Below are 26,709 nucleotides of genomic sequence, written 5' to 3' on the forward strand. Positions count from 1 at the left end.
AGCCGTGGTGTTCGACTCCGAGCGATTCGACCTTCAGCCGTATACCGGTTTCGACATGGCCCGCTACGTCCGGCGGACCTCGTGCAGCTGGGAGGATTCCGGCTGGGAATCGCTGCTCGTCCAGCGGTTCGACCATGTTCCCGTCGTCGAGGACATGCGGCTGCCCGCCGTCGCGGATCTGCATCTCGTCCTGCCTTTGTCGGGGAGGGCGGTGATGGAGACCCGCGGCGAAGGGCGATGGAACCGCCACCAGTGGGAGCCGGGACGGCTCGAACTCGCCGTTCCGGGCAGGCCGCTGCTGCGCCGCTACCGCGGGGACCGGTCGATGCGCAGCCTGCAGGTGCATCTCCCGGGCACCACGGTGGAGGCGATCGCGGCCCGGCTGGGCGGCCGCGTGGTGGACCACGAGGCGATGGCCGCCTCCGTCGCCGGGGGAGACCCGCTGCTCGACGAGCTGGTCCGGGCGGTCGGGGACGCGGGAGAGAACGACGACCTCTACGCCGAGTCCGCGGCCGCCTTCCTCACCGTGCATCTGCTCACCCGGCACGCGCGCAAACCGGGTCCGCCGGACGCGGGTCGGGAGGACAGCCGGGTCCGCGCGGCCGTCGCGATGATGCGCGATCGGCTGGCGGATCCGCTCAGCCTGGCCGAAATCGCCGGGGAAGTGCATCTGAGCGTCTATCACTTCATCCGGGTCTTCAAGGAGAAGACCGGCGAGACACCGCACCGTTTCCTCGGCAGGATCCGGATCGAGGAGGCGCGAAGACTGCTGCGCGACACCGATCTCCCGATCGCCCGGATCGCGGGCAGATGCGGATTCGCCACCCCGGGCGCCCTGTCGGCCGCTTTCCTGCGCCACACCGGAACGCGCCCCTCGGAGTACCGCAATTCCTGATCACCGCGCCGCAATCTGACACATGGTGACCGGACAGGCCCGTTTCTAGGGTGAACGGGTGAGTAGTTCTGGAAAGCAGTCGTACGACGTCACCGCCGAATCGACGGCGCCGCCCGCCGCGGTGTGGGCATTGCTGGTGGACGCCCGCAGCTGGCCTGCCTGGTCGGGTGTCGGCTCGCTGGAAATCGGTGCTTCACAAGGACTTTCGGCCGACGGGAGCGACGGCGTCGGCGCTGTCCGCGCCTTCCGTACCGGCAAGACGGTCACCAAGGAACGGGTCACCGCCCTCGACCCCGAACGCCGGTTCTCCTACGAGGGCGTGGACGTCCCGGTGATGACCGACTACCAGGCCGCCGTCGATCTGCGCGAGACACCCGGCGGCGGGACCCGGATCCGTTGGCACGGAACGTATCGCGTGGGCCGGGGCAAGGCGTTGTTCTTCCGCTGGTATCTCCGTCGCTTCATGCAGGCCATGGCGACCGGGCTCGCCGAGCACGCCGGCGGCCCGGTCCGGAGACCATGACCTGAGAATCAGTGCCGGGCGGCGCCTTCCCGGTGGAAGCCCGCGATCATCGCCTCGGTGCTCGGCGGGTTGAAGGGCTGCCCGAGCGTGCGCATGAGCGAGTTCACGCTGGGGCGGTACATCCCGGTCTTGCAGTAGCGGGATCCCTCGAAGGCGCCGACTGTGCCACCGTCGGGGGAGGGCTTGCCGAGCCAGGTGTACCACTTGGCGCGCCGGTCCTTCATCTGCGTCGCCGTGAGCGCGGACGCGTTGGGCTCCCGCGGTTCCCGGGTTTCGCACGTGCCGTAGTCGTACTCGTCGGCCAGCCCGCCGATGGAGTGCCCGAGTTCGTGGGCGACGATCTGGCTGGCCTGGATGTTGCCGCCCGACGAGGTCGCGACACCGCCGCCCGCTCCGCCGTACTTGGTGGTGTTGGCGAGCATGATGACCTGATCGACGTCGGGTGCGGCCGCGGCGTACTGGTTCGCCTTGGTTTCGTTGACGCACAACAGCCGTTCGATGCCGCCGCACCAGAAGTACGAGCCGAGCGCGGTGTTGCGCTTCACCCCTTGGGTCGGGTCGTTGGTGATGCCGGACTGGGGTGACACGACGTCGACCTGCCAGAGGTTGAACTGTTTGCGGTAGCTCTTGTACGGCTCGATCGCGAACAGCGCCGCGATGCTGGAGCGGACGTGCTGCGAGTACGTGCCCAGCTGCGAGGAGGTGTAGCCGTCACCGACGAAGACCAGGTCGAAGGTGGTCTCGCTGGGACCGTTGGTTTCGATCGGGGTCACCGCGGCGGCGTTCGCCATCAGCTGCGGTGCGGGGGCTCGGTCCGAGGACGGCCGGGTGACGTCGACCCGGGTGATGGTTCCTCCGGGTTCGAAGGCCTCCATCGACGTCGTGAATCGGGCGGCCGGGGCCGCCGACGCCGTCGCGGGGACGAATCCGGCGACGAGGGTGGCGGTCAGCGCGACCATGAGACATGCGCGTCGCATGCGTACTCCTTGCGGGGAGGGGAGAAAGAGGAGTACGGAAAACGATCCCGACTTTCGACGGCTTCCGGCACATCCCAAGTGGCCATAAGGTCCGCGTGATGGACGTCGAGTTACGTCATCTGCGAGTGGTGTGCGCCGTCGCCGACGCGGGCAGCATCACGCGCGCGGCGATCGGGATCGGGAGCTCCCAGCCCGCGCTGACCGCCGCCGTGCAACGGATCGAGCGTGCCTTCGGCGGCACCTTGTTCGTCCGCGGCAGGGACGGGGTCTTCCCCACGGCGTTCGGCGAATGCGTGCTCGACCGCGCGCGTGCCGTCCTCGCCGCGGCGGACACGATGCACCGGGACGCGGCGCGCTGGCTGGCGGACGGGGAGGAACGTCCTGTCGCGCTGGGTGGGATCGGCGGTTCGATGGTCGTCGAGCTGGCCGACCGGCTCGGCGATTCCGGGCGCGGGCAAGCGGTTTCGGTGACCACGGAGTTCTCGCCCTTGCGGTTGCTGGACCTCGTGGCGGGCGGGCAGCTCGACGCCGCCGTCGTCGCCGACTATCCCGGTCACGTCCTGCCGTCGGCTCCCGGGGTGGCGTCGCGGCCACTGGCCACGCAACCGGTGTTCGTCGCGATCGCCTCGGACCACCCGGCCGCTCACCGCGCCGAGATCGATCTCGCCGATCTCGCGGGGGAACGGTGGGTCCTCGGGCCGTCCGACGGCGCCGGCTGGCCCGAGTGCTTCGAGGAAGCTTGTGAGCGGGCCGGATTCCGGCCGCAGGTCGCGCACCGGAGCACGGAACTCCGGCCACTGCAACGCCTGATCGCCGCGGGCCGGGCGCTTTCCCCTTGCCAGGTCACCTTTCCCGCCACACCCGGGATCGCGATCCGTCCGCTCGCGGGGGATCCGTTGTGGATGCGGTATCTGATCGCCTGGGGCACCGAAGGAGCCTTCGGCGGGAACAGCGAGGTCTTGATCGCCGCGGCCGAAGCGGCTTACCGATCGGACACCGACAGCAGCCACACCTACCGCCGCTGGCGCGAGCGGCGCGAAGAACCCGACCGGCGTGCCATCGGGTGACACCTGGTCAGGGAATTCCCCTTGTCGGGCGGTGGTCCTAGCCTCGGAACCTCACCGACGAAGGGTAAGAAATTGCGTCTGCGCGCCCTGCTGGCCGCTGCTGTCCTGACCATCACCACCGCTCCGGCCGCGCTCGCCGCGCCGGACGTCGCCCACGGCACCGATGTCCCACCAGGGCAATTCGGGTTCGTCGCGAAGATCGCGATGACGAAGATCCCTCGCCCGGACGGTTCGACCTACAGCAGTTTCTGCACGGGCGCGCTGATCGCGCCCGGCTGGGTCATCACCACCGGGCACTGCTTCCACGACGCTTACCGCAAGCGGGTTTCGGGCAAGGTGCCGTATCCGACGACGGTGACGTTGGGGCTGGTCGACGAGGCGACCGAATCAGGCGTGGCCCGCAAGGCGACCGAAGTGCTGCAGGCGAAGGAGAACGATGTCGCCCTCGTCAGACTGGACACTCCGGTGACCACGGTGACCCCGCTGACGGTGAACCGCGCGGTCCCGCAGGTCGGTCTGCAGCTGACCCTGGCGGGCTGGGGCAGCCTGACCGCCACGAATCCCGCTCCCGCCACACGAATGCAGCAAGGCACCGTGCAGGTGGCGACGGTGGCCCCGACGACGCTGGGCGTCCGCGGCGCCGCGCCGAAGATCACGACCAGTGCCTGCACGTACGACTCGGGCGCACCGTATTTCGTCCCGGGAGGCAAGAGCGGCGCGCTGGTCTCCCTGGAGGCCACGGGACCGGACTGCCCGCACGCCGGGATCGAGACGACGTCCCGCGCGGACGTCATCGCGGACTGGATCGCCACCCGGACGGGGTAGCGCTTCGTTTCGGCCGGTCGCGGAGCGGGTAGTGGCGTGAGCAGGAGGTACTGCGATGACGAGTACTCGAATGACCGCGCCTCCGGCGCCGCCGGACCCCATGCCGCCGGATCCCGGGGTGCCCGACCCCGGGATCCCCGAACCGGTGCCGGACCCGGGCAGGCCCGAGCCGGTGCCGGACCCCGGGGTCCCCGAGCGGGTCCCCGATCCGGGACCGGACCGCCCTCTGCCGGAACCGGAAAGCCCGCCAGAGTCCCAGCCGGGACCGGCCGGGTTCAGAGGGTGAACGCGAGCCAGAGCGCGAGCCAGGCGCAGGCCGCGACCGCGACGACGGTCGCGAACACCCGCAGGCCGGCGGTGGCGATCCGGAGCGACGCCGTCCCGTTGTGCTGTCGGTGATTGCCCATGATGCCGCCCTCCTTTCAAGATCACCTTCCGCTCTTCGCGCCTCCGGCGCAGCGGGGACGATCTGTCAGGGTGACCCCATCCGGGTGAGAGCGACACGCGTTTCGTCCTCTGGATGCGGTAGTTCGTATCGCGGACGACCGCATCCAGAGGACGAAACGCGTGGGTCGGCTGGTCAGAGCCAGCCGTTGTGGGCGGCGAAGACCCCCAGCTGGAACCGGCTGGAGACGCCCGCCCGGTCCATCAGTGTTTCGAGATAGCGGAACAGGGTGCGCCTGCTGACGCCGAGTTCGGTGGCGATCTCGTCGTCCTTGCGCCCGGCGGCGAGCAGGACCAGCAGTTCTCGTTCGATCGGCCGGATCGGCTGATCGGACGCGTGTCCCCGCTCGTCGAGCGGGAGCGCCGCGGCCCACGAGGTTTCGAACAGTCCCTCCAGCGCGGAGAAGAGGCTGCAGGGGCGCACGATCACGATGGACTGGTTGCGATCGGCCTCCCGGATGGTCAGCGCGATGGTGGCCGCCCGGTCGTCGAACAGCGTCAGTTTCACCGGGAGTTCGGGCAGCAGCCGGGCCTGCTCACCGGCGCGCAGGCAGGGCAGGATGTTCGCGGTGAGATAGCCGGGATCGCCCAGTGAAGCTCCACTGTAGACACATCGGTAAGTGATCCCGCGCCGCAACTGCTCCTCCTCGAGAAGGTTGCGGCGGCCGCCGGTGAAGTACGGCGGGGAATCGAGACGGCGGACCTGGTGCCGTACCAGGGTCGCGAGGTGCTGGAGCCGGGGGAGGATCGCGTCGCCGGTGACCACTTCGAGCAGGTCCTGGGCGTGCGGCATCCCGGTGTGCGCCCGCCGGAACGCGCGGTACGCGGTCTGGACCGCGAGCCGCGCGTCGTGCAGTTCGGCCTGCCGTCGCGTGGTCAGCGCGGCGAGCGCCTCACCGGGATTCGCGGGGAGGAACCCGCCTCCGTCCACTCCGGACGAAACCGCCAGCCCCGCGTCCGCCAGTTCCTTCAGTGCCAGGTGGACGGTCTCCGCGTCGCCTTCCCGCCAGGCCAGTTCCTCGGCGGTCACGGGCGCGTTTTCGAGCATCCGGCGGTAGATCCGCGCGGCGGCCTCCCCGAGGCCGAGCTTGAGCAACTGCGCGCCGAGCCCGTCCTGGGGAGTCACCGGTGTCACGACCTAGACGCCCGAGGTGTCGCGGATCCAGGTGCGGTTCGCCGAGATGGCGGTATGCGTCGAGCTGTCGACCTTGTTGCCCGCGATGTGCACGCCGACCTGCTTGCCGCCGACGAAGACCGGTCCGCCCGAGTCGCCGCCGTTGGTCAGCCCGTCGCCCCGGCGCGCCTTGATCAGTCCATTCCCGACACTGGACACCTTCATCTGCGCGACCTTGAGATACCGCTGCAGGTCTCCGTCTTCGTTGTAGCCCCAGCCGTAGACGTATTCGGTGTCGCCGGTGGCGACGGAAGTGCCCAGGGACGCGTACGTCGTGCTGACCGAGCGGTCGAGCCGCAGCAGTGCGATGTCGGCACCGCTCGAAGGCGTGTAGATATCGGCCGCCACGGCGTAGGTCCCGGCCCGGTGGTCGACGTCGCCGACCCGGACCGAATACTCGGCACCGGGTTCGTCGATGCAGTGCCGGGCGGTGAGTACCCAGCGGGCGCTGATGATCGAACCGGAGCACCACTGCTCGCCGTTCTGCTCGATCATCGCGGCCCACGGACCGGACTGGGCGTATTCGCCGTCGATGATGGGGGCCGCGCCGGCAGCGGGCGCGACCGTCATGAGCCCGGCCGCGCACAGCAGAGCGGTGAGGAGACCTCGGATGCGCATGAATGCCTTCCAGTGCAGGGAAAGTACAGAAAGAAGAGGGAAAGCGACGGCGCGCCGGGTTGCCGCGGCGGGATCGCCAGGGGTCGCCTGGCCGGATCCGGCACCGGTTTTCCCATGCTAGGCAGGCGGATACGACGTCGATAGCGACTAAAGACGGGAGAAGGCCGCGGTGGACGGCAGGGGACCCGGGATGTCGGCACGGGAGTGCCGATGGCACCGATGTGTCACGGCCTCGGTACCGGCGCTGCTCGGCTGCGGTACATGAAGGCCCCCTTCCTTGCGATAGGCGCAAGGAAGGGGGCCTTCATGTACTTGGGGTGCCGCGAGGGGGACCGCGGCTAAAGGCGGGTCTTGCGTTTCGGGTCGAGCAGTTCTTCGGCGAGCAGGATGGCCCGATCGGACAGTGTGAGGGACAGCCGCTCCACGGAATCGCCGATCCGGCCCGCTTCCCGGCGCACGCCGTCGCCCACCGGCTCGCTGTGCCGATCGGCGAGACCTGCGAGCCTGCTCCCCGAGACCACGACCAGATCGGCGAGACGTTCGCCCAGTTCGGTCAGCCGGTTCGCTGTCCTGCCCGCCCGGCGGGCCACGAGGTCTTCGGTCTCGCGCCGCAACTCCCGGACCGCGGACCTCGACTCGGTCGCCGTCCCGGTGAGTGCGGACTTCAGGGTTTTCGTCACGTCCATCCGGGATCGACCTCCACGCGGCTCGGCTGAATTTGAGTGTACGCGTGTACACCGGAAATACGGAATAGTCGGTCGCCATGCCCGTGTGAGCAGTCGCAAAATTTCTGAAACATGTCAACTTCTTGCATTTTGTCTCCGGGTTGTTGCATGCTCGTACGGCTCTGGCTCCCTCCCCGCTGTCTCAAAGAAGAGAAGACGCCATGACACGTATGCGCCTGTCCCGGATCGTCGCCGGACTCCTGGTCACGGGGCTCTCCGTCGCCGGACTCTCCCTCGCTTCCGCCGCGAGCGGCCCACCCCCGGGTACCGCGGCCCCGCCCGGACCGGCCGCGCTCGCCGAGGTGCCGCTCACCCGCTCGGTGTCGGCCAGCAGTGCGCTGCCCGGGTATCCCGTCGCGAACGCCGTCGACGGAAACCAGGACAGTTATTGGGAATCCGCCAACAACGCGTTCCCGCAATGGATCCAGGCCGACCTCGGGGCCGCCAAATCCCTCTCGCGGATCGTGCTGAAACTGCCGTCGGGCTGGGAATCCCGCACCCAGACGCTGACCGTGCGCGGAAGCACCGACGGCACGGCGTTCAGCGATCTCGCCATGCCGACCGGCTACGCGTTCACCCCCGGCGCCAACACGGTCACGATCCCGTTGACCGCGTCGGCCCGCTACGTGCGTTTGCAGGTCACCGCGAACACGCGATGGCCAGCCGCGCAGCTCTCGGAGTTCGAGCTCTACGGGCCCGACACCGGCGACACCCAGGCGCCGAGCGCGCCGGCGAACCTCGCGCTGACCGAACCATCCGCCGGGCAGGTCCGGCTGACCTGGTCGGCCTCGACCGACAACGTCGGCGTCACCGGCTACACCGTCTACCGGGACGGCACGCCGGTCACCACGGTCACCGGCACCTCGTTCACCGAAGCCCGCCCCACGGGGACACGGGTCGAGTACTTCGTGCGGGCCAAGGACGCGACGGGCAACGAATCCGGTGACAGCAACCACGTCGTACGCTCCGGGACGAGCGCGGGCGCGAACCTGGCGGCGGGCAAACCGATCGAAGCCACGTCGGCGGTCCACACGTTCGTCGCCGCCAACGCCAACGACAACGACGCCGCCACGTACTGGGAATCCGCCGCGGGCTACCCGAACTCGCTGACGGTGAAGCTCGGGGTCGACGCGGAGGTCGACTCGGTCGTGGTGAAGCTCAACCCGGACGCGATCTGGGGCGCCCGGACGCAGAACTTCGAGATCCTCGGCCGCGCGCAGGGCGCGACCGCGTTCACCGCCCTGTCGGCGCGTGCGGACCATCGTTTCGACCCGGCCACGAACCAGAACTCGGTGGTCGTCCCGGTCAGCGGACGCGTGTCGGACGTACGCCTCCAGTTCTTCGCCAACTCAGGCGCTCCCGGCGGCCAGGTCGCGGAGTTCCAGGTGATCGGTACCCCGGCGCCGAACCCGGATCTCGTCGTCACCGGCACGACCTGGACGCCGTCGAACCCGACGGAGACCAGCCGGCTCGCCGTGTCGGCCACGGTGAAGAACGCCGGCACCGCGAACGCCGCCGCGACGACCGTGAACGTCAGCCTCGGCGGCACCGTCGTCGGCGAGGCCGACGTCCCCGCGCTCGCCGCCGGTGCGTCCACGACGGTGACGGTGGACGCGGACACGCGTCCTCAAGGGACGTACAGCGTCGCCGCCTCCGCCGACCCGGCAGGCAAGGTGGCCGAGCAGAACGAAACCAACAACACCTACACCTCCCCGACGTCACTGGTCGTCGCGCAGTCGCCGGGGCCCGACCTCGAAGTCACCGGCATCACCTCGAACCCGCCCAATCCGGCCGTCGGCTCGGCGGTGTCGTTCACCGTCGCGGTGCACAACCGCGGCACGAGCGCGGCGGGCGCCTCGGTGACCCGGCTCGCGGTCGGAGGCACCACGCTGACCGGCGCCACCGGCGCGATCGAAGCGGGGGCCACCGCGAACGTTGCGATCTCGGGCACCTGGACCGCCGCCAGCGGGGGAGCGACCCTGACCGCGACGGCCGACGCGACCGGCACGGTCACGGAGACCAACGAGTCCAACAACAGCCTCGCGCGGGCGATCGTGGTCGGCCGGGGCGCGGCGGTCCCGTACGTCGAGTACGAGGCGGAAGCCGCGCAGTACCAAGGACAACTACTGGAGACCGACCCGCTGCGCACCTTCGGTCACACGAATTTCGCGACCGAGTCCTCCGGGCGCAAGTCCGTGCGGCTGGCGAACCAGGGCCAGTACGTCGAGTTCACGTCGTCGAACCAGGCGAACTCGATCGTCGTCCGCAACTCGATCCCCGACGCCCCCGGCGGCGGGGGACAGGACGCGACGCTCAGCCTGTACGTCAACGGGACTTTCGCGCAGAAGCTGACGCTGTCGTCGAAGCACAGCTGGCTCTACGGCAGCACCGACGACCCCGAAGGCCTGACGAACACCCCACAGGCCAACGCGCGACGGCTGTTCGACGAGTCGCATGCGCTGCTGTCGCAGTCGTACCCGCCAGGCACGAAGTTCAAGCTGCAGCGGGACAGCGGTGACAACGCGGCGTTCTACATCGTCGACCTCGTCGATCTGGAACAGGTCGCCCCGGCGGCGGAGAAGCCGTCGAACTGCGTGTCGATCACGGAGTACGGCGCGGTGCCGAACGACGGGAACGACGACTCCACGGCGATCCAGCGTGCGGTGACCGACGACCAGAACGGCGTGATCGGCTGCGTCTGGATCCCGGCCGGGCAGTGGCGGCAGGAGAAGAAGATCCTGACCGACGACCCGAACGTGCCCAACGGCGGCGGCCAGTACAACCAGATCGGCATCTCCAACGTGACGATCCGCGGTGCCGGGATGTGGCACTCGCAGCTGTACTCGGAGATCGAGCCGCAGAACGCGGGCGGCATCAATCACCCGCACGAGGGCAATTTCGGTTTCGACATCGACAAGAACACCCAGATCTCCGACATCGCGATCTTCGGGTCCGGCCGGATCCGCGGCGGTGACGGCGGCGCGGAAGGCGGCGTCGGCCTCAACGGCCGGTTCGGCACCGGCACGAAGATCTCGAACGTGTGGATCGAGCACGCCAACGTCGGCGTGTGGGTCGGCCGGGATTACAGCAACCTCCCGGCGCTCTGGGGTCCGGCCGACGGCCTGGAGTTCAGCGGCATGCGCATCCGGAACACCTACGCCGACGGCATCAACTTCACCAACGGCACCAGGAACTCGAAGGTGTTCAACTCGTCGTTCCGCACCACCGGTGACGACTCGCTCGCGGTGTGGGCGAACCAGTACGTGAAGGACACTTCACAGGACATCGCGCACGACAACGTGTTCGCCAACAACACGATCCAGCTTCCGTGGCGGGCCAACGGGATCGCGATCTACGGCGGATATGGCAACAAGATCGAGAACAACATCGTCCACGACACGATGAACTACCCGGGCATCATGTTGGCGACGGACCACGATCCGCTGCCGTTCTCCGGGCAGACGCTCATCGCGAACAACGCCCTGTACCGCTGCGGCGGCGTGTTCTGGGGCGAGCAGCAGGAGTTCGGTGCGATCACGTTCTTCGCGCAGGGCAAGGACATTCCCGGGGTCGTCCTGCGGGACACGGAGATCCACGACTCGACCTACGACGGCATCCAGTTCAAGACGGGTGGCGGCGTGGTGACCGCGAGCGTCACGAACGTGAAGATCGACAAGTCGAACAACGGGGCCGGCATCCTCGCGATGAGCGGCGCCCGCGGCAGCGCGACCTTGACGAACGTGACGATCACGAACTCGGCGGGCGGCGACATCGTCCGCGAGCCGGGATCGCAGTTCGTGATCAACGGCGGACCGGTTCCGGCGGTCGTCTCCTCGGGGCGGCGCGGTACGAGGTAACCGCGAGCGTGATCCGGGGCCGGAGCGGCGAGATCCGCTCCGGCCCCTTTCATGTCCGGGGGCTCAGACCCGCCACGGCCAGCCGGAACAGCCGGTCCGCCCGCGCGGCGGGATCCGGATGGTGCTCGGTGGCCAGGACGATGCCGACGATCAGCGTGATCAGATCCGCGACGGTGACCTCCGGCGCCACCACGCCGTCCCGCGCGGCCTGCCGCAGGAGCGGATCCCCGGCCTCCTCGATGGCGGCGGAACAGGAGTTCCCGTGTGCCGGGTCGGTTTCGTCGTAGGACAGCGCGGCCGCCAGACCTCGGGCGGTGACGCAGTAGGAGACGACCTCGTCGAGCCAGGTCAGGAGCGCTTTCCGGCTGTCGTCCTCGCCGGTCAGCTCGACGGCGCGAGCACACAGCACCGCGATCCGTTTCGCGGAGACCGCCTCCAGCAGGGCCCGGCGGGTGGGGAAGTGGCGGCGCACGGTCGCCGAGCCGACGTTCGCGGTCCGGGCGATCTGCTCCAGCGAGGCGCCGGAGCCGTGGGCCGCGACCTCCTCCTCGGCGACCGCGAGGATGCGCGCGTAGTTGCGCCGCGCGTCGGCGCGTTGGCCTTCGGACATGTCTTCACCTCGGCGTTTGCGTAAGTGGCGGACCCCGCCATATCGTAGCGGACGATAAGTGGCGGGCCCCGCCACTTAGTTGCCCGAAGGAGCGACCATGTCCCCATCACCCGTTTTGGTCACCGGCGCCTCCGGCAGGCAGGGCGGTGCGACCGTCCGCGCCCTGCTCGCGGCGGGTGTACCCGTCCGCGCGCTGGTACGCGACCCGGCCAGGGCGAAAGTCGTCGAAGCACTCGGCGCCGAGCTCGTCGTCGGCGATCTCCACGACGTCGATTCCGTGACCCGGGCCGCCAAGGGTGCCCGCGCCGTCTTCTCGGTGCAGATGCCCGGCCTGAACGCGGAAGGATTCGACTTCGCCGGCGAGGTGACCCAGGCCGCGAACCTCATCGAAGGCGCGAAGGCGGCCGGAGTGCCGCAGTTCGTGCACACCTCCGTCTCCGGGGCCGGTCAGCACGTCGAGGCGCCCGGATGGGCCGAAGGCCGCTGGGCCTCGATGGAACCCACCTTGGGTGCCAAGGCCGCGATCCAGGACCGGCTCCGCGAAGCGGGCTTTCCACAGTGGACACTGCTCAAGCCGGGTTTCTTCATGGAGAACTTCCTGCCCGACATGAAGTTCCTGTTCCCGCGCGGGGTCGACGGCGGCCTGGTGAGCGTCATCAAGCCGTCGTCGAGCCTCTCTTTGGCCGCCGTGGACGACATCGGGACCGCGGCCGCCGCGGCCATCGCCGAACCGGAGCGGTTCACCGGGATCGAACTCGAACTCGCGAGCGACTTCCTGACCATGACGGAGATCGCCGAAGTCCTGTCTGAGGTGCTCGGCACCCGGCTCGCGGCGCCGGACATGACCGTGGAGCAGGCGACCGCCGCCGGGATGCCGCCCATGGGCGCTTCGCACGAGTGGCTGAACGTGATCGGTCAGCCGGGTCGGCCGGAGTACGCCCGGGACCTCGGGCTCCCGCTGACCGGCTTCGCCACCTGGGCGCGGAAATACCTTGCGTAGTGCGTGATCGTTGAGGCATGCGCGTCGAGCCTCTGCTGGACCATCTCGACCGGGACGATCCCGGTGACGTCGTCGGGTTGTATCTCTACGGGTCCGCCGCGGCGGGCGGGCTCAGACCGGACAGCGACGTCGATCTGCTGCTGGTCACCCGCCGGTCGCTCGACAGGCCGGAACGGGCCGCGCTGGTCTCCCTGTTGCTGCGGCTTTCGGGCTGGCGTGGCCACGCCGAGCGCTTTCCGGACGCGGCGAGCCGTCGTCCGATCGAGCTGACCGCGCTCGTGGCCGGGGACGACCGGCGTCGCCGGGATTTCCAGTACGGCGAATGGCTTCGAGAGGATTTCGTCCAGGGCGGGCTGCCCGAGCCGGAGGAGGACCCCGACGTCGTGATCCTCGTGGCCACGGCTCAGGCGGCGCACCGGGTCCTGCGTGGTCCCGCACTCGCGGACGTCCTCGATCCGGTGCCGCCGGACCTGCTCAGGAGCGCGGCCCTCGGTGTCGTCCCGGATCTCATGGCGGAGATCGAAGGCGACGAACGCAACGTCCTGCTCACCCTCGCGCGGATCGTCGTGACCGTCGAAACGGGCGGGATCGTGGCGAAGGACGTCGCGGCGGCCGCCGTCGCGCCGACGCTCGACGAGACCGGCTGCGTCCTGCTGGAGCGCGCGCGGGCGGGCTACCTCGGCACCGCTTCGGATGACTGGAGCGGTCTCTCGGTCGAGGTGGCCTCGCTCGCGAGCGTCCTCGCGGAGCGGGCGAGGGGCGTTTGACAAAGCGGAACACTGCTCCGTATGTTTGTGGAACAGTGCTCCGCTTACTGCGGTGCCGTCAGGCAAGGGAAGACTCACCATGAGTACTACGACTTCCGTACCAGTCCTTTCGGTCGCCCCGGTGGTGTTGTCGACGCCGGATCGGGCCGTTGACCTGCAACTGCGCGTCTCGGCGCCGACGACCGGAGGCGACCTGCCGGTCATCCTGCTGTCGCACGGCCAGGGCCCCTCGAACCACCTCTCGTCGCTCAACGGCTACGCCCCGCTCGTGAACTTCTGGGCGGCTCACGGGTTCGTCGTCATCCAGCCCACCCACCTGAGCTCACGGACGCTGAACCTGGCCCCCGGCGAACCGGAAGCGCCGCTGTACCCACGATCCCGGGCCGAGGACCTGAGCCGGATCCTCGACCGGCTCGACGAGATCGAGGACGCCGTTCCCTGGCTGCGCGGCAGGCTGGACCGGGGCAAGGTCGCGGTGGCCGGGCATTCGATGGGCGGGCACACCGCGAGCCTTCTGCTGGGCGCGCGGTACAGCGATCCCAGCAGCGGCGAGGAAGTGGACCTCGCCGAGCCCCGGATCTCCGCCGGTGTGCTGCTCGCCGCGCCCGGTCGAGGCGGCGACGCTGTCACCGAATTCGTGGCCGAGAACTACTCCTTCTTCCTCAGCACGGACTTCTCCGCGATGACGACGCCCGCGCTCGTCGTCGCCGGGGACAAGGACGCCTCCCCGCATCTGACGATTCGTGGCCCGGAATGGCACACCGATCCGTACTTCCTCGCCCCGGGCCGCAAAACGCTGCTCACCCTGTTCGGCGCGGAGCACGGACTCGGCGGTATTTCCGGCTACGACGTCGCCGAGACGACGGACGAGAACCCGGAGCGCGTGGCCGCGGTGCAGCATCTCACCTGGGCCTACCTTCGTTCCGAGCTCTATCCCGGGGACGCCGCCTGGCGGACGGCGTGCGACGGTCTCACGCTCGGCCGGGTGGAGGCGAAGTAGATCTCAGTGCACCGCCGGCCCGGTAGCGCGGAGAGCGTCGGTCCCATCAGAGGGCTTCGCGAAGCCGTCACCGGATGATCGTGTCAGAGCACCGGGATCTCCGCCCACACCGTTTTGTGGCCGGCGCCGGTGTCCACGCCCCATTCGGTGCTGATCGCCTCGACCAGAGCCAGTCCTCGACCGTGCGGGCTCGCCGGGTCCTGTTTGGTCACCTTGCGCGGTCGCAGGTGCGGGCGGCGGTCGTCCACTTCCACTCGGACGACGTCCCGGCCCGAGGGCTGGAACACCCTGAGCTCGGCGACGCCGTCCGCGTGTTCGTGGGCGTTGGTGACCAGTTCCGTGGTCAGCAGTTCGGTGTCCGCGATGGTGATGCGACCGACCTCGCTCAGCTGATCCCGGAGCCAGGCCCGGACCTCTCCCAGTGGTGGTGCGCTGTCAGTGGGGAATTCGAAGGCTTGCCGTGTTCCCGTAGTACCCACGCGTGTCTCCTTAGCGGGTTTCCCAGCTGGGCCAAGAGCATGGGCGTACCCGGGTAGTACCCACGGGGCACGGCGTTCACACGCGGGAGGATCCGGCGATCGCGGTGACCTTGATCTCCACCCGCATTCCCGGGGCGCCGAGGGCCGGGACGCCGAGTTCGGTCCAGATCGGCGCGCGGTCGCCCATGTGCTTGCGGAACTGTTCGACCATGACGCGGCCGTGGGTGTCGCCGATGAACCCGGGGGTTTCCGGGACGTGGTACGAGTCCACGGAGATGACGTCGCGCCAGGTGGCGCCTGCGCTGGCGAGCGCCTTCTCGACGTTCTCGAAGGTCTGGACGATTTCGGCTTCGAGGTCCTCGGGGAAGGTGGGGAAGGGCAGATCGTCGGCCCAGCCGCCCTGGCCCGAGATCTCGACGCGATCGCCGACGCGCACCGCCTGGCTGTAGCGCATCTCGGGCAGGAGCCGTTCGCCGTGGCCGGGAGTGACGAAGAACTGCGGCTGGGTCCGGGTGGTGTTCTCGTTGACTTCATGCATGAAGTCAACTTAGCACGATTTGACTTCACGTGTGAAGTCGCGCGGTTCTCGGTAGAGTTCCGCCATGGCCACCTCGGACCCGGATGAAGCGCTGTGGCTGAACGCTGCCGAGAAGGAGGCCTGGACCGGACTGGTCTCCCTGGTCCTCCTGCTGCCGGGGCGGCTGGAGTCGCCGCTGCAGCACGACGCCGGGCTGACGCTGTTCGAGTACCTGGCCCTCAGCCATATTTCGGAAGCCCCGGAACGACGGCTGCGGATGAGCGAACTGGCCTACCTCGCCAACGGCTCGCTGTCCCGTCTGTCCAATGTGGTCAAACGGTTCGAGCAACGCGGGTGGATGGAGCGGACACCCGATCCCGACGACGGCCGGTACACCCTCGCGATGCTCACGGACGCGGGCTACGACGTGGTCGTCGCGGCGGCGCCCACGCACGTCCGTTCGGTGCGGGACCTCGTACTCGACCCGTTGACCGCGGAGGATCAGGAAGCACTGGCCCGCATCGCCGCGAAGCTGCGCATACGGCCCGCCGACCTCGCGTAGCCGATCGGTACCGGGCGCTTGCCTGCTTGCCTGTACATGAAGGCCCCCTTGCTTGCGCCTATCGCAAGGAAGGGGGCCTTCATGTACTTGGGTCGCTGTGAAGGTCGAGGTCTCGCCAAGGTGACGGCCGCCGCTTGCGTTGCGACATTCGGGGCCTATTCGCGCCCGAAGTCCCGCACGAAATCGGGTTCCGCGCGGCCAAGCGGTCACGGAAAACGTGGAAATGCCAGACCTTTCTCACGCTGGTGAGTGAGCGGTGCCAGAGATCTTTCCACTTCCTGGCCTAGCGCGGACATGGTCCCAGTAGGCCGGATTCGCGGTAACAGCCCGTTGAGCAGCTTGACATGGGGCGCTCCGGGTGACGTTCGCGTAATGCGCTAACGAAATGCGGATCGTTCCGTCTTTCTCAGGAAGCTCACAGGAATTCCACCTGGGGCCTGGTCTCGAAAGGGAAACCCATGTCACGAAGACCACTGCTCGTCGTCCTGACCGCCGTGACGGCGATGCTCACGTCCACCGCGGTCGCCGCTGCGGCCCCGCCAGGGGTGGACCCGGCCACCGTCGACCTGACCCTCAACGCGGGGCAGAGCACGACCGTGACCAAGAACGTGACGACCTCGGCGGTACCGCCGAACCCCGACCTCGTCCTGCTCGCCGACACCACGGGCAGCATGGGCGGGCCGATCGGCAACGTCCGGTCGAACGCCAGCGCCATCACCGGTGACGTCCTGGCCGCGCAGCCGACCGCGAAGTTCGGCGTCGCCGAGTACAAGGACTTCACCGATTCGGTGCCCTTCAAGGTGAATCAAGGGATCACCGGCGATACCACCGCGGTCCAGGCGGGAATCGACCAGTGGGTGGCCTCGGGCGGTGGCGACACCCCGGAAGCGAACCTGAACGCCCTCTATCAGCTGGCCACCGGAGCGGTCGACTTCCGGCCGGACGGTACTCGCATCATCGCGTGGTTCGGCGACGCGCCGTCGCACGATCCGAGCGGCGGGCACACCCTGGCCCAGACCATCGCGGCGCTGCAGGCGGCGAAGATCCGCGTGGTCGCCGTCAACGTCGGGGCGCTCGATTCCACCGGGCAGGCCTCCGCGATCACCTCGGCCACGGGGGGCGTGCTGCTGAACAACGTCCCTGCCGGCCAGGTCTCCCAAGCGATCCTGGACGGCATCAAGTCCATCGAGGTCACGGTGACCCCGAAGGTGACCAGCTGCGATCCGCAGCTCACGGTCACCAACGATCCCGGCAGCATCAAGGTGACCAGCGGCGACGTCGCCACGTTCACCGAGACGATCAAAGCGTCGGCCGGCGCCGCGCCCGGTACCTACCACTGTGTCGTCGACTACCAGGTCGACGGCATCTCGCGGGGGTACATCGAGAACACGACCGTGCGCGTGCTCGGGTTGAGCATCAACGACGTGTCGGTCGACGAAGGCTCGGGCGGAGCCCAGGTCCCGGCGACCTTCACGGTGTCGCTGCTCGGCGGCCCCAGCCCGAACCCGGTGACGGTCAAGTACGCGACCGCCAACGGCACCGCGACCGCGCCCGCCGACTACGCGACGGCGAGCGGGACCGTCACGTTCGCCCCGGGCCAGACGGCCAAACCGGTGACTGTACTGGTCAACCCGGACACCGTCGACGAGCCGAACGAGACGTTCACGGTGACTCTCTCGGCCCCGTCGGGCGCCGGGCTGATCGACGCGACCGGGGTCGGCACGATCGTCGACGACGACCGTGACGGCGTCTTCTCCTGCACGGGCACCGCGGCGAACGTCCTCGGGGTGACCGCGGCGCAGGCGAATCCGGCGAACCTGCCGTGTGCCGACGACAATCGCACCGTCGCCGCCGCGACGCTCAACGCGGGGCTGATCAAGGTGGAGACCCAGGTGCTGACCGCGTCGACCGATCTCACGCCGGACGACCAGTCGGCGGCTCCGGCCGCGGGCGATCGCGCGCTGGCGTCGGCCAAGATCGACAAGACGGTGATCAGCACGCTCGGGCTGAAGATCGAACTCGGCGTGATCCAGTCGCAGGCCACCGCGACCTGTCAGCCGTCGCCGGGCGGGCTCGCCCCGGTCCTGGCGGGCAGTTCGAACGTCGCCTCGCTGAAGATCAACGGCGAGTCGATCACGGTGGGCTCGGCACCGCTGACCATTCCGCTGTTCATCGGCTCGCTGAAGATCAACGGCCAGACGATCGCGAACGGCGTCGTGAAGCAGCAGGCCGTCGCGCTGGACACCGCGCTCGCGAAGATCGTGCTCGCGGAATCGCAGGCCGACGTGCACGGCACCGCCGCGCATCCGGCGGGTAACCCCTGCCGGCGCTGATCCGGTGAGACCGGCCGGGCGGACGGGAAACCCCCGTCCGCCCGGTGGGTCAGGGAAGGACTTTGACGGCGGCCGCGGTGGCTTGCGCGAGCAGCTTGTTGTCGATCTTCGCGTCCTTGGTGGCCCGGTCGGTCAGGACCGAGATGACGATCGGGGCCCGGTCCGGCGGCCACACGACCCCGATGTCGTTGCGTGTCCCGTATCCCGCCGTGCCGGTCTTGTCCGCGACCGGCCAGCCGGGGACCCCGGCGCGGATGTTCTCGTCGCCGGTGGTGTTGGCGCGCATCATGTCGACCAGGATCTTGCGTTTGTCCTCGGGCAGGGCATCGCCGAGGGCGAAGGCGCGCAAGTCGGCGGCGAGGGCGCGAGGCGTGCTGGTGTCCCGTTTGTCGCCCGGGAAGGTGTCGTTGAGGTCGGGTTCGATCCGGTCGGCGTGGCTCGTGGTGTCGCCGATCCCGCGCAGCACCGCGTTGAGACCCTCGGGGCCGCCGAGCTCGCGGAAGAGCAGGTTCCCGCCGGTGTTGTCGCTGTAGCGAAGGGTGGCGTCGATGACCGCGCGCAGCGGCATGCCGGTCGCGACGTGCTTCTCGGTGACCGGCGAGTTGGAGACGAGGTCCTGCTGGCCGTAGGTCACCGTCCGGTCCAGGTCGGCGACTGGTGTCCGCTGCAGGACGCCGCCGGCGGTGAACACCTTGTGCGTCGAGGCGTAGGCGAACCGCTCGTCGGCGCGGAAAGTGACTTCGCGGCCGGTCGCGGTGTCGATCGCGTACACCCCGAGCCGGGCGCCGAAGGTGCGTTCGAGCTGCTCGAAGTCGGCCTGTGCGGACGCCGCGACCGCGGAGGCGGCGGGAGTGGCGGCAGGCGGCTGCGGGGGAGCGGGCGTGGAACACGCGGCGAGTGACACGGCCGAGAGCGCCAGGAGGGCCGCCCACCGGCGAGAAGTGACGGACACGGTGATTCCTTTCAAGATCGTTCGATGTCCGCAGTCTGGCCAGCGCCGCTCATGCTGTCCAAGACACGAATGACCTGTTCCATGCGAATAATGCATAGTATGTGGTCGTGGACCTGATCGGCAGCTGCCGGGCGTTCGTGAGCGTGAGTGAGGCGGGGACCTTCACCGCGGGAGCCGCGCTCGCCCGCATCCCCCAACCGGTGGCGAGCCGCCGGATCGCCGCCCTGGAAGGGCATTTCGGCGAGCGGCTGTTCGACCGCTCGACCCGCCGTGCGCGGCTCACCCCGTTCGGCCGCGACATGCTGCCGTCGGCGAAACGGCTGGTGGCCTTGGCCGACGCGATGGAGCACGACGCGCAGCGCGCCAAACTGCGTCCGCTGCGGCTCGCGATGCCGGAGACCTGCACCACCCGCGAGCTCGCCGAACTCGACGCGGCGGCAAGGACACTGGACGTCTTCCTGGAACTCCGGCAGGCCCCGCCGAGAGAACGAGTGGAACTCATGCGCACGCAAGAGGTTCGTGCGGCACTCACCGTCGTCCCGGCCGAAGAAGGCGCGTGGAAGGTCGTCCTCGGCCTGGCGGGCACGGGCGGGCCGCGAGCGGGTTCACTGCACCTGGAAACGTTGCGGGTCGGCCGGTCCGGCGGTGCGCCTCGCCGGGTCTGGATCCAGCCCGAGGACGACGTGCCGCATGTCCGGGACCGGCTGTTCCGGATCCGCGATTCGGTGGGGCTGCGGCCCGCGCAGGTCTCCGTCGCCGATTCGCTCACCGCCGCCGCGGCGGCCGTGTTCGGCTCGGACGATCTGCTGCTGTGTTCGCCATCCCAGGCCACCGAACTCGGCCTGGGATGGCGGCCCATCGGCGAGATCCGGCTCGCGCGCGGTTACGAGATCACGGCGGGCCTCGGCGAGGACGCGCAGCGGATCAGGGGACGCTTGTGGTCCGACATCGCCCGGTGCCTGGGCGCGGAGGAGACGACATGAACACGGAAACGCTGCTCGCGCGGTCGCGGTCCGAACTGGACGACGGTGGCCTGCGCGGCTCGTTCCTGGTACGGGATCTGCGGACCGGATACGAGATCGGCATCGATCCCGAACTGGAGTTCCCGAGCGCGTCGCTGGTGAAGATCCCGCTCGCGACGGCGACCCTGGAGCGGATCCGCCGGGGGGAGCTGGACGGCTCGGCGCCGATCGACGTCGAGCCGGGCCGGGCCACCGCGCCGGGCCCGACCGGGCTGACCCGATTCCGGCATCCCGCGAGGGTGGCCATCGACGACCTCCTCTACCTCACCATGGCCATCAGCGACGAAACCGCGGCGGACACGCTCTTCGCGCTGACACCTCCCGCCGAGGTCACCAGGATGACGCGCGAGTGGGGCGTTTCCGGGATCACCGCGCGGCATCCGGTCGCCGATCTCAGCGACACTCCCGCGGAGCGCTTCGACCCGACGGACGTCCATCTCGCGCACGCGCTCGCGATCACCGCGGGCACCGCCGGGCAAGGACATCCCGTTCCCCAGCTCGACGTCACGCGGGCGAGTTCCGGTTCGGCCCGCGCGTTCGCGAACCTGCTCGAAGCCCTGTGGAAGCCGTCCAAAGTGGACAATGAGGTGGCGGCGAGGGTGCGCGAGCTCATGGGACTCAACCTGCTGCGTCAACGGCTGAGCCCCGATTTCGTCTCCGACGCCACGAAATGGTCGTCGAAAACGGGCACCGTGCTGAACATGCGGCACGAGGTCGGGGTGGTCGAACACGCCGACGGCGGGATCTTCGCGATCGCCGCGCTGACCGCCTCGCGGGTCCCCGCGGCGATCCAGCCGGAGGCCGAAGTGCTGATGGCCCGGGTGGCGCGGGCACTCCGCGATCACCTGCGGGCGTGACGGGCGCCACCGCGCCCGTTGTCACGAACTCCGTTTCTGCCCGGTTCCCAGGGGAAAGCACCGGCGAAAAGGAGGATCGGCATGAAGGTCGTCATCGTGTGCGTTTCGGTGTCCCACGGCAACACGGCGCGGATCGCCGAGACCATGGCGAAGGCGCTCGACGCGCGGGTCGTGAGCCCCGAGGAGGTCGACCCGGCCGAACTCGACGCCTGTGACCTCGTGGGTTTCGGCTCGGGGATCTTCAACCTGGACCTCCATCCGCGCCTGCGCCGGTTCGTCCGGGAACTGCCGGAGAAGCAGCGGCGGAAGGCGTTCGTGTTCACCACGAGCGGTCTGCCCGAGCCGCCGTTCCGGCGCTACACCCGCCGTTTCGCGGAGACGCTCGGCCGGAAAGGCTTCGACGTCGTGGGGACGTTCACATGCCGGGCGTTCGACACCTGGCCGCCGTTCAAACTCGTCGGCGGGATCCGCAAAGACCGTCCCGGGACGGCGGATTTCGAGGCCGCGCGACGGTTCGCCGAAGGTCTCGGTGGTTGAAGGCGATACCACCGCTCGGTGTCGAGATCCTGCCATGTCGGGTATCCGCCAGCTCCGGGCCGTGTGGGAAAGCTGATCACCCGTCTTTACTTCTCGTACGGACGTCGGGGGCTCCTGTCGAAAGGGAACATGGTGATCAGTAGTACGAGAAAGACGCGGAGAGGCACGGTGGCCGTCGTCGCCGGTGCGTTCCTGGCCTCGGGCCTGGTGCTGGCTCCCGCCGCGGGTGCGGCTCCCGCGGCCAAGGCCGACCCGGACACCGCCGCGCTCGCCGGTGCGCTGACCAACCAGGCCGTGGCCTGGGGCGAGTGCTCGTTCCCTTCGGTCGCCCCGGCGACGGAAGCCGAACTGAAGAAGGTCAAGGGCCTGGCCTGCGCCACCGTCCAGGTGCCGCGTGACTGGCACAACCCGCAGGACGGCAACACCATCGGCATTCGCGTCTCGAAGACCGCGACCGCCTACCCCGGCACCGGCAGGCAGGGCATCGCGCTGGTCAACCCGGGCGGACCCGGCGGCGAAGGCCTGCCGTGGGGCGCCGCGATGGCGATGCGCAGCCCCGTGCTGGCCTCGCAGTACGACTTCGTGGGCTTCGACCCCCGCGGCGTCGGCCAGAGCACCCCGCTGACCTGCACCTACACCGTCCCGGACAGCACGGATCAGAATGTGATCAGCCGGGCGAAGGTCGAGGGCTGCCTGAAGAACCCGCTGACGAAGTTCGTCACCACCGAGCAGACCACGTACGACATGGACTTCATCCGGGTGCTGCTCGGCGAGAAGAAGACCAGCTACATCGGCTACTCGTACGGCACGTGGCTCGGCACCTGGTACGCCACCACGTTCCCGGGCAAGGCGCACCGGTTCCTGCTCGACTCGTCGACCGACGCGAGCCGCTCGACGCTGGAGAAGACCTGGGACCTGCAGCCCCGCAGCCGTGACCGCCAGTTCCAGGAGGCGCTGCTGCCTTACGTCGCGCGCAACGACGCCAAGTACAAGGCGGGCACCGACCCGCTCGAGATCCGCCGCAACTGGGAGAAGGCGGGCGGCACCCGGGAATTCGCGGGCATGCTCTACGCAGCCTGGTTCATCATCCCGGCGATGTACGACACCACGCAGTATCCGTCGGCGGCCTCGATGGTGGCCGCGGTGGCCAAGGGACCGGCGCCCGCCGGGACCGACGCGCAGAAGCTCGACCAGGTCGTCGCCAAGGCGCTGGCCACCCCCGGCCTGACCGACGCGAACAAGGCGTTCCTGACCAAGGCCAAGGGCAACGCGCTGGAGGCCATCGCGAAGAAGGACTCGGTCGAGCGCAAGGCGTCCTACCAGGGCGGCGCCGAGGTCGAGACCTGGGACGCGGCGTTCGAGGCGATCCGCTGCCAGGACGGCCAGTGGAACCAGAACCCGCACTACTGGACCTACTGGCAGGCCGACCTGACCGTGAACGCACCGTTCATCGCGCCGATCATGGCCCTCTCCGGCGCGCCGCTGTGCTCGTTCTGGCCGACCACCAACGCCAAGCCGGCGCCGGAGGCGAAGACGTTCCCGAAGCTGCTGATCGCGCAGACCGAGCTCGACGCGGCCACGCCGTACGAAGGCGCGCTCGCCACCGCTAACGGCCTGCCGGGCGCCAAGATGATCAGCGTCGACAACGAAGGCAGCCACGGGATCTTCCCGTACAACACCGACTGCGTCGACGACCCGATCGTCGCCTACTTCCAGACCGGCCTCATGCCGAAGAAGAAGTTCACCGGCTGCCAGGGCCTGCCCCTGCCGGGTGAGGACAAGACGGTCGAGGTCGGCGGCAACCTCGGGCACGACGGGAAGATCAAGATCAAGATGATCACGCCCCAGGTGAAGAAGGCGAACGAGATCGTCCGCGAGCTGCTCGAAGGCACCGCCACGCCGGAAGCCGACGAGAAGGGGATGCCCGCGAACGCGTAGTCCCCGACAGCGCTGAAACAGAGGCTCCCGCGAGCCGATCCGGCCCGCGGGAGCCTCTTCGGTGTGCCCCCCGCCGGGATCTGTGATGCTTTCGTTACCGGTTCACGCGCACGATCCCGCCGCTTTCCCCCTCAAGACCACTGAACGGAAACAGCGATTCCGCGACGCCTGACATCGATGTCAGGCGGTTGGTCCCGGGTGGGGGAGGAGAGGCGTCATGCTCGCCGAGTCGCGAGGCCTGTCGATGGAGGCCGAGCAGCTGTACCGGGCCCTCCTGGACGGGCGGCCGACCACGCCCGGTGCCGAGCTGGCCGAACTGGAGCGGTTCGGCCTGGTCCGGTCCGGCGCGTCCGGGGTCGAAGTGTGCCCGCCGCGCGCGGCGCTGTCGGCGTTCGCCGCGCAGCACGAAGCCGCGGCCGTCCGCGCGCGGGAAGCGGCCGAAGTGCTCGGCGCCGCGTACTCCCTGCGGACCGGCCGGGACGCGGACTTCGTCGAGGTCCTGCGCAGCCGCGACGAGGTGATCGCCACGTTCGAGGCGATGCAGACGCAGTCGGGCGTCGACATCGTCGCGCTGGATCCCGGGTCGTACATGAGCCCGAAGGCCGAGGTGAGCACGGTGCAGCCGGGCTCGATGGCGCGGGGCATCGCCTACCGCGTCGTCTACGACTCGTCCGTGCTCCAGGACGACGACGGATTCGCCCAGGTGCAGTCGAGCATCGCGCTCGGGGAACAGGCCAGGGTGTTCCCCCGGCTGCCGTTGAAGCTGGTGATCGCCGACAGCAGGCGCGCGCTGATCGCCGTCCCGAACTCCGACGCCGGCGACGTGCTGGCGCTGCTGATCCATCCGTCGATGCTGCTGAGCGCGCTGATCGAGCTGTTCGAATCGTTCTGGCGGATGGCGGTGCCGGTGCGGGCGGGCGGCCCGGACGACGCGGAAGCGGCGCAGGAACCGACCATCGCCACGCGTCGTCTGCTCGCGCTGTTGAGCGGAGGCCTGACCGACGAGGCGATCGCGCGCGAACTCGGCGTCAGCGAACGCACGGTGCTCCGGCGCATCAGCCGCTTGCAACAACTGCTGGGCGCGCAGACCCGGTTCCAGCTGGGCGCGCAGGCGTCACGTCAGGGCTGGCTCTGACACCACCTGGGCCGATCAACTAGGCGAAGTCGGCCGGTGCGCGTGAAGGCCCCCTTCACGCGGCTCAGCCGAGGAAACTCGACCTTCACACCCCCCCCGAAGTACATGAAGGCCCCCTTGCTTGCGATAGGCGCAAGCAAGGGGGCCTTCATGTACAGCAAGCAGGCAAGCGCCGGTGCCGAGTGGGTCAAGGGGGTCGTGAGTGGTAAGTGGGGTTAGAACGACACTTACCACTCACGACCACCCCGACCCGACACCACCGGAGAGGTTTCCTGGCGGGAGTGCGAATGGGGCCGTCGGAAATTGTCACGTGAGTAAGGGCGCGGGTTTCGTGAGTGGTAAAGACGGCTAGCACCGTCATTGCCACTCACGAGGAGTGAAATGCGACCGACGCTCGTCATGATCGCGCTCGGGGCTTTCGTCACCACCCTCGACAACACGATCGTCGCCGCGGGCGCGCCGTCCATCGCCCGTGACCTCGCGCTCGATCTGCCCACGCTGCAATGGGTGAGCATCGGGTACATGCTCCCGTTCGCCGGGCTCCTGCCGGTCGCGGGCACGCTGGTGGACCGCTGGGGGCAGGCCGCGACCCTGCGCGCCGGGCTGCTCGCGTTCGGCGCCGGGGCGGCGGTCGGAGGGCTGGCCACGACGGCCTGGCTCGTCATCTCCGCACGAGTACTGCAAGGCGCCGCCGCCGCGTTCCTGGTCCCGGCCCTGCTGAGCCTGCTCCGCACCAACCTCGACGAACGAAGACGGGCTGTCGGCGCGACGGTGTGGACGGCCTGTCTCGCGGTCGCGCTGGCGCTCGGCCCGACACTCGGCGGCGTGCTGAGCGAGTATCTGGGCTGGGGCTGGATCTTCTTCGTCAATCTCCCCTTCGTGGCGGCGATGCTGGCTCTGCTGCGCAAGATCGCCGTCGCCAGGCGTGATTCGGCTGCGGGACGGCCCGCCGTGGTCTCGATGCTCGTGGTGACGACCGGGATGGTCCTGGTCACGGCCGCCGTCGTGGAACTGGGCGAGGGCGGTGCGCTGCCGCCCGTGCTGCTCGGGCTCGCGGGAACGGGCTTCGCGATCTGGTTCGTGCTCAGGGAAAGACGTGCCCGGGACCGGCTGGTTCCGGGCGAACTGACCGGTCAGCGGGTCTTCCTCGGCGCGCTCATCGTGCAGTTGCTGTGGGGGCTGGGGGTTTCGGGAGTCTTCTTCTTCACCCCGTTGCTGCATCAGGAATCCCTCGGACTCGGACCGGTTCTCGCCGGATCGCCGCTGGTCGTGGTGGCGGTCGCGGTCGTCGCCGCGACGCCGCTGGTGCCGTGGGCCGTGCCGCGATTCGGTCCACATCGGACGGTCGCGGCGGGGCTGGCCACGGTGACCGCCGGGCTGCTCGCGGTCGCCGTCGTGAACCATGTCCCGGAAGTCCTGCCGAGGATTCCCGGGCTGGTGCTGATCGGCGCGGGATCGGCCTTGACCACGCCGCTGACCTCGTACGCGCTGGAAATCGTGGCGGACCGGCACGCGGGCACCGCCTCCGGGCTGCTCACCGCGTCCCGGGAACTGTCGAGCGCGCTGGGCGTCGCGCTGATCGGGACCGTGCTGACGGTGGTACGCACGGCGCGGCTCGGCGAAGGTAACGCCTCCGCACTCGCGGACGGCTACACGGCGGGTCTGCTGACCGCGGCGGGGCTGGAACTCCTCGGCGCGTTCCTCGCGCTCCGGCTGCTGAATCCCCGGGCGGGGCAAAGTTCGTCCCGAGGTGACAAGGAGGATGCCCCGTTTCTCTCCTCACGGTGAGCACGGTCGCACCGCCGTGAGCGTTTCAGGGTCCTTTCATTGACACTCTTCGACTGTGATCCATACAGTTCCGGGCAGAGAAAAGAACGGTCCCCGGAATGGAATCC

General features: G+C 69.1%; 26 protein-coding genes. 17 read left to right on the plus strand and 9 right to left on the minus strand.

Annotated elements, in window-relative coordinates; translation table 11 throughout:
• Nucleotides 1-4 precede the first annotated feature (4 nt).
• Entirely contained in the window at nt 5-895 is an 891-nt protein-coding gene (locus IE302_RS00945; protein WP_191250764.1) for an AraC family transcriptional regulator, read from the plus strand.
• Between the two features lie 58 nt (nt 896-953).
• On the plus strand, nt 954-1,418 hold the full coding sequence (locus tag IE302_RS00950) for an SRPBCC family protein (protein ID WP_191250766.1): 465 nt from the start codon (nt 954-956) through the stop codon (nt 1,416-1,418).
• An 8-nt stretch (nt 1,419-1,426) separates the two neighbouring features.
• Here the strand turns inward: IE302_RS00950 and IE302_RS00955 are convergent, their stop codons facing one another.
• The gene (locus IE302_RS00955) at nt 1,427-2,395 is read right to left on the minus strand and encodes a M64 family metallopeptidase (RefSeq protein WP_191250768.1); all 969 of its coding nucleotides are present in this window, start codon (nt 2,393-2,395) and stop codon (nt 1,427-1,429) included.
• Between the two features lie 98 nt (nt 2,396-2,493).
• Between IE302_RS00955 and IE302_RS00960 the strand changes: the two genes are divergently transcribed.
• The 3 genes from IE302_RS00960 (at nt 2,494) to IE302_RS00970 (ending at nt 4,573) form a co-directional block, all read left to right on the plus strand.
• Nucleotides 2,494-3,462 (plus strand): LysR family transcriptional regulator, encoded by a 969-nt coding sequence (locus IE302_RS00960; protein WP_191250770.1) that lies wholly within the window; start codon nt 2,494-2,496, stop codon nt 3,460-3,462.
• Nucleotides 3,463-3,534: 72 nt separating this feature from the next.
• A complete protein-coding gene (locus IE302_RS00965) occupies nt 3,535-4,287 on the plus strand; it encodes a trypsin-like serine protease (protein ID WP_191250772.1) in 753 nt (250 codons plus the stop codon).
• A gap of 55 nt (nt 4,288-4,342) precedes the next feature.
• Complete coding sequence (locus tag IE302_RS00970; protein WP_191250774.1) at nt 4,343-4,573, plus strand: hypothetical protein; 231 nt, start codon at nt 4,343-4,345, stop codon at nt 4,571-4,573.
• On the opposite strand, the gene IE302_RS43025 is transcribed toward IE302_RS00970, so the two are convergent.
• From IE302_RS43025 to IE302_RS00985, 4 genes are all read right to left on the minus strand, one after another.
• Nucleotides 4,563-4,694: a hypothetical protein gene (locus IE302_RS43025; RefSeq protein WP_268246716.1), complete on the minus strand. Its 132-nt coding sequence runs from the start codon at nt 4,692-4,694 to the stop codon at nt 4,563-4,565. The genes IE302_RS00970 and IE302_RS43025 overlap by 11 nt on opposite strands.
• A gap of 173 nt (nt 4,695-4,867) precedes the next feature.
• Nucleotides 4,868-5,857, minus strand: coding sequence for a helix-turn-helix transcriptional regulator (locus tag IE302_RS00975; RefSeq protein WP_229907535.1), 990 nt, complete (start codon nt 5,855-5,857; stop codon nt 4,868-4,870).
• A 12-nt stretch (nt 5,858-5,869) separates the two neighbouring features.
• Nucleotides 5,870-6,523 carry a S1 family peptidase gene (locus tag IE302_RS00980; RefSeq protein ID WP_191250779.1) on the minus strand — a complete coding sequence of 218 codons (654 nt, stop codon included), beginning with the start codon at nt 6,521-6,523 and terminating at the stop codon, nt 5,870-5,872.
• A gap of 338 nt (nt 6,524-6,861) precedes the next feature.
• Nucleotides 6,862-7,209 (minus strand): hypothetical protein, encoded by a 348-nt coding sequence (locus tag IE302_RS00985; protein ID WP_191250780.1) that lies wholly within the window; start codon nt 7,207-7,209, stop codon nt 6,862-6,864.
• A 200-nt stretch (nt 7,210-7,409) separates the two neighbouring features.
• Between IE302_RS00985 and IE302_RS00990 the strand changes: the two genes are divergently transcribed.
• Nucleotides 7,410-11,105, plus strand: coding sequence for a CARDB domain-containing protein (locus tag IE302_RS00990; protein ID WP_229907536.1), 3,696 nt, complete (start codon nt 7,410-7,412; stop codon nt 11,103-11,105).
• A 49-nt stretch (nt 11,106-11,154) separates the two neighbouring features.
• On the opposite strand, the gene IE302_RS00995 is transcribed toward IE302_RS00990, so the two are convergent.
• Complete coding sequence (locus tag IE302_RS00995; protein ID WP_191250782.1) at nt 11,155-11,715, minus strand: TetR/AcrR family transcriptional regulator; 561 nt, start codon at nt 11,713-11,715, stop codon at nt 11,155-11,157.
• A 97-nt stretch (nt 11,716-11,812) separates the two neighbouring features.
• On the opposite strand from IE302_RS00995, the gene IE302_RS01000 reads away from it, so the two are divergent.
• The 3 genes from IE302_RS01000 to IE302_RS01010 all read left to right on the plus strand — a co-directional run bounded on the left by IE302_RS01000 (nt 11,813) and on the right by IE302_RS01010 (nt 14,482).
• Complete coding sequence (locus IE302_RS01000; protein ID WP_191250784.1) at nt 11,813-12,715, plus strand: NmrA family NAD(P)-binding protein; 903 nt, start codon at nt 11,813-11,815, stop codon at nt 12,713-12,715.
• Between the two features lie 17 nt (nt 12,716-12,732).
• Nucleotides 12,733-13,482, plus strand: coding sequence for an aminoglycoside adenylyltransferase domain-containing protein (locus tag IE302_RS01005; RefSeq protein ID WP_191250786.1), 750 nt, complete (start codon nt 12,733-12,735; stop codon nt 13,480-13,482).
• 79 nt (nt 13,483-13,561) lie between these two features.
• The gene (locus IE302_RS01010) at nt 13,562-14,482 is read left to right on the plus strand and encodes an alpha/beta hydrolase family protein (protein WP_191250788.1); all 921 of its coding nucleotides are present in this window, start codon (nt 13,562-13,564) and stop codon (nt 14,480-14,482) included.
• 83 nt (nt 14,483-14,565) lie between these two features.
• Here the strand turns inward: IE302_RS01010 and IE302_RS01015 are convergent, their stop codons facing one another.
• The gene (locus tag IE302_RS01015) at nt 14,566-14,961 is read right to left on the minus strand and encodes an ATP-binding protein (protein ID WP_191250790.1); all 396 of its coding nucleotides are present in this window, start codon (nt 14,959-14,961) and stop codon (nt 14,566-14,568) included.
• Between the two features lie 76 nt (nt 14,962-15,037).
• A complete protein-coding gene (locus IE302_RS01020; protein ID WP_191250792.1) occupies nt 15,038-15,499 on the minus strand; it encodes a Rid family hydrolase in 462 nt (153 codons plus the stop codon).
• 64 nt (nt 15,500-15,563) lie between these two features.
• Here IE302_RS01020 and IE302_RS01025 point away from each other — a divergent pair, with 64 nt between their 5' ends.
• Both IE302_RS01025 and IE302_RS01030 read left to right on the plus strand, forming a co-directional pair.
• Entirely contained in the window at nt 15,564-16,040 is a 477-nt protein-coding gene (locus IE302_RS01025) for a MarR family winged helix-turn-helix transcriptional regulator (RefSeq protein ID WP_191250794.1), read from the plus strand.
• Between the two features lie 458 nt (nt 16,041-16,498).
• Nucleotides 16,499-18,373, plus strand: a complete 1,875-nt coding sequence (locus tag IE302_RS01030) for a Calx-beta domain-containing protein (protein WP_191250796.1) — start codon at nt 16,499-16,501, stop codon at nt 18,371-18,373.
• A 49-nt stretch (nt 18,374-18,422) separates the two neighbouring features.
• Here the strand turns inward: IE302_RS01030 and bla are convergent, their stop codons facing one another.
• The gene (bla, locus tag IE302_RS01035; protein ID WP_191250798.1) at nt 18,423-19,325 is read right to left on the minus strand and encodes a class A beta-lactamase; all 903 of its coding nucleotides are present in this window, start codon (nt 19,323-19,325) and stop codon (nt 18,423-18,425) included.
• A 101-nt stretch (nt 19,326-19,426) separates the two neighbouring features.
• On the opposite strand from bla, the gene IE302_RS01040 reads away from it, so the two are divergent.
• From IE302_RS01040 to IE302_RS01065, 6 genes are all read left to right on the plus strand, one after another.
• Nucleotides 19,427-20,308, plus strand: a complete 882-nt coding sequence (locus IE302_RS01040) for a LysR family transcriptional regulator (protein WP_191250800.1) — start codon at nt 19,427-19,429, stop codon at nt 20,306-20,308.
• Complete coding sequence (locus tag IE302_RS01045; RefSeq protein ID WP_191250802.1) at nt 20,305-21,204, plus strand: serine hydrolase; 900 nt, start codon at nt 20,305-20,307, stop codon at nt 21,202-21,204. The genes IE302_RS01040 and IE302_RS01045 overlap by 4 nt, the downstream gene beginning before the upstream one ends.
• Nucleotides 21,205-21,285: 81 nt before the next feature.
• On the plus strand, nt 21,286-21,741 hold the full coding sequence (locus tag IE302_RS01050) for a flavodoxin family protein (protein WP_191250804.1): 456 nt from the start codon (nt 21,286-21,288) through the stop codon (nt 21,739-21,741).
• A 168-nt stretch (nt 21,742-21,909) separates the two neighbouring features.
• Entirely contained in the window at nt 21,910-23,679 is a 1,770-nt protein-coding gene (locus IE302_RS01055) for an alpha/beta hydrolase (protein ID WP_191250806.1), read from the plus strand.
• Between the two features lie 217 nt (nt 23,680-23,896).
• Nucleotides 23,897-24,814, plus strand: coding sequence for a helix-turn-helix transcriptional regulator (locus IE302_RS01060; protein WP_191250808.1), 918 nt, complete (start codon nt 23,897-23,899; stop codon nt 24,812-24,814).
• 381 nt (nt 24,815-25,195) lie between these two features.
• Complete coding sequence (locus IE302_RS01065) at nt 25,196-26,602, plus strand: MFS transporter (protein WP_191250810.1); 1,407 nt, start codon at nt 25,196-25,198, stop codon at nt 26,600-26,602.
• The last annotated feature ends 107 nt before the right edge of the window (nt 26,603-26,709 follow it).

This window comes from Amycolatopsis oliviviridis (assembly GCF_014654365.1).
GTDB classification, from domain to species: Bacteria; Actinomycetota; Actinomycetes; order Mycobacteriales; family Pseudonocardiaceae; genus Amycolatopsis; species Amycolatopsis oliviviridis.

Bases quoted from the DNA above. Each gene is read 5' to 3' on its own strand.
- IE302_RS00995 (WP_191250782.1), bottom strand. From the start codon at position 11,715: ATGTCCGAAGGCCAACGCGCCGACGCGCGGCGCAACTACGCGCGCATC.
- IE302_RS00980 (WP_191250779.1), bottom strand. From the start codon at position 6,523: ATGCGCATCCGAGGTCTCCTCACCGCTCTGCTGTGCGCGGCCGGGCTC.
- IE302_RS01050 (WP_191250804.1), top strand. From the start codon at position 21,286: ATGAAGGTCGTCATCGTGTGCGTTTCGGTGTCCCACGGCAACACGGCG.
- IE302_RS01045 (WP_191250802.1), top strand. From the start codon at position 20,305: ATGAACACGGAAACGCTGCTCGCGCGGTCGCGGTCCGAACTGGACGAC.
- IE302_RS01025 (WP_191250794.1), top strand. From the start codon at position 15,564: ATGGCCACCTCGGACCCGGATGAAGCGCTGTGGCTGAACGCTGCCGAG.
- IE302_RS43025 (WP_268246716.1), bottom strand. From the start codon at position 4,694: ATGGGCAATCACCGACAGCACAACGGGACGGCGTCGCTCCGGATCGCC.
- IE302_RS00990 (WP_229907536.1), top strand. From the start codon at position 7,410: ATGACACGTATGCGCCTGTCCCGGATCGTCGCCGGACTCCTGGTCACG.
- IE302_RS01005 (WP_191250786.1), top strand. From the start codon at position 12,733: ATGCGCGTCGAGCCTCTGCTGGACCATCTCGACCGGGACGATCCCGGT.
- IE302_RS00985 (WP_191250780.1), bottom strand. From the start codon at position 7,209: ATGGACGTGACGAAAACCCTGAAGTCCGCACTCACCGGGACGGCGACC.
- IE302_RS00970 (WP_191250774.1), top strand. From the start codon at position 4,343: ATGACGAGTACTCGAATGACCGCGCCTCCGGCGCCGCCGGACCCCATG.
- IE302_RS01020 (WP_191250792.1), bottom strand. From the start codon at position 15,499: ATGCATGAAGTCAACGAGAACACCACCCGGACCCAGCCGCAGTTCTTC.
- IE302_RS01065 (WP_191250810.1), top strand. From the start codon at position 25,196: ATGCGACCGACGCTCGTCATGATCGCGCTCGGGGCTTTCGTCACCACC.
- IE302_RS00960 (WP_191250770.1), top strand. From the start codon at position 2,494: ATGGACGTCGAGTTACGTCATCTGCGAGTGGTGTGCGCCGTCGCCGAC.
- IE302_RS01000 (WP_191250784.1), top strand. From the start codon at position 11,813: ATGTCCCCATCACCCGTTTTGGTCACCGGCGCCTCCGGCAGGCAGGGC.
- IE302_RS01010 (WP_191250788.1), top strand. From the start codon at position 13,562: ATGAGTACTACGACTTCCGTACCAGTCCTTTCGGTCGCCCCGGTGGTG.
- IE302_RS00955 (WP_191250768.1), bottom strand. From the start codon at position 2,395: ATGCGACGCGCATGTCTCATGGTCGCGCTGACCGCCACCCTCGTCGCC.
- IE302_RS01060 (WP_191250808.1), top strand. From the start codon at position 23,897: ATGCTCGCCGAGTCGCGAGGCCTGTCGATGGAGGCCGAGCAGCTGTAC.
- IE302_RS01030 (WP_191250796.1), top strand. From the start codon at position 16,499: ATGTCACGAAGACCACTGCTCGTCGTCCTGACCGCCGTGACGGCGATG.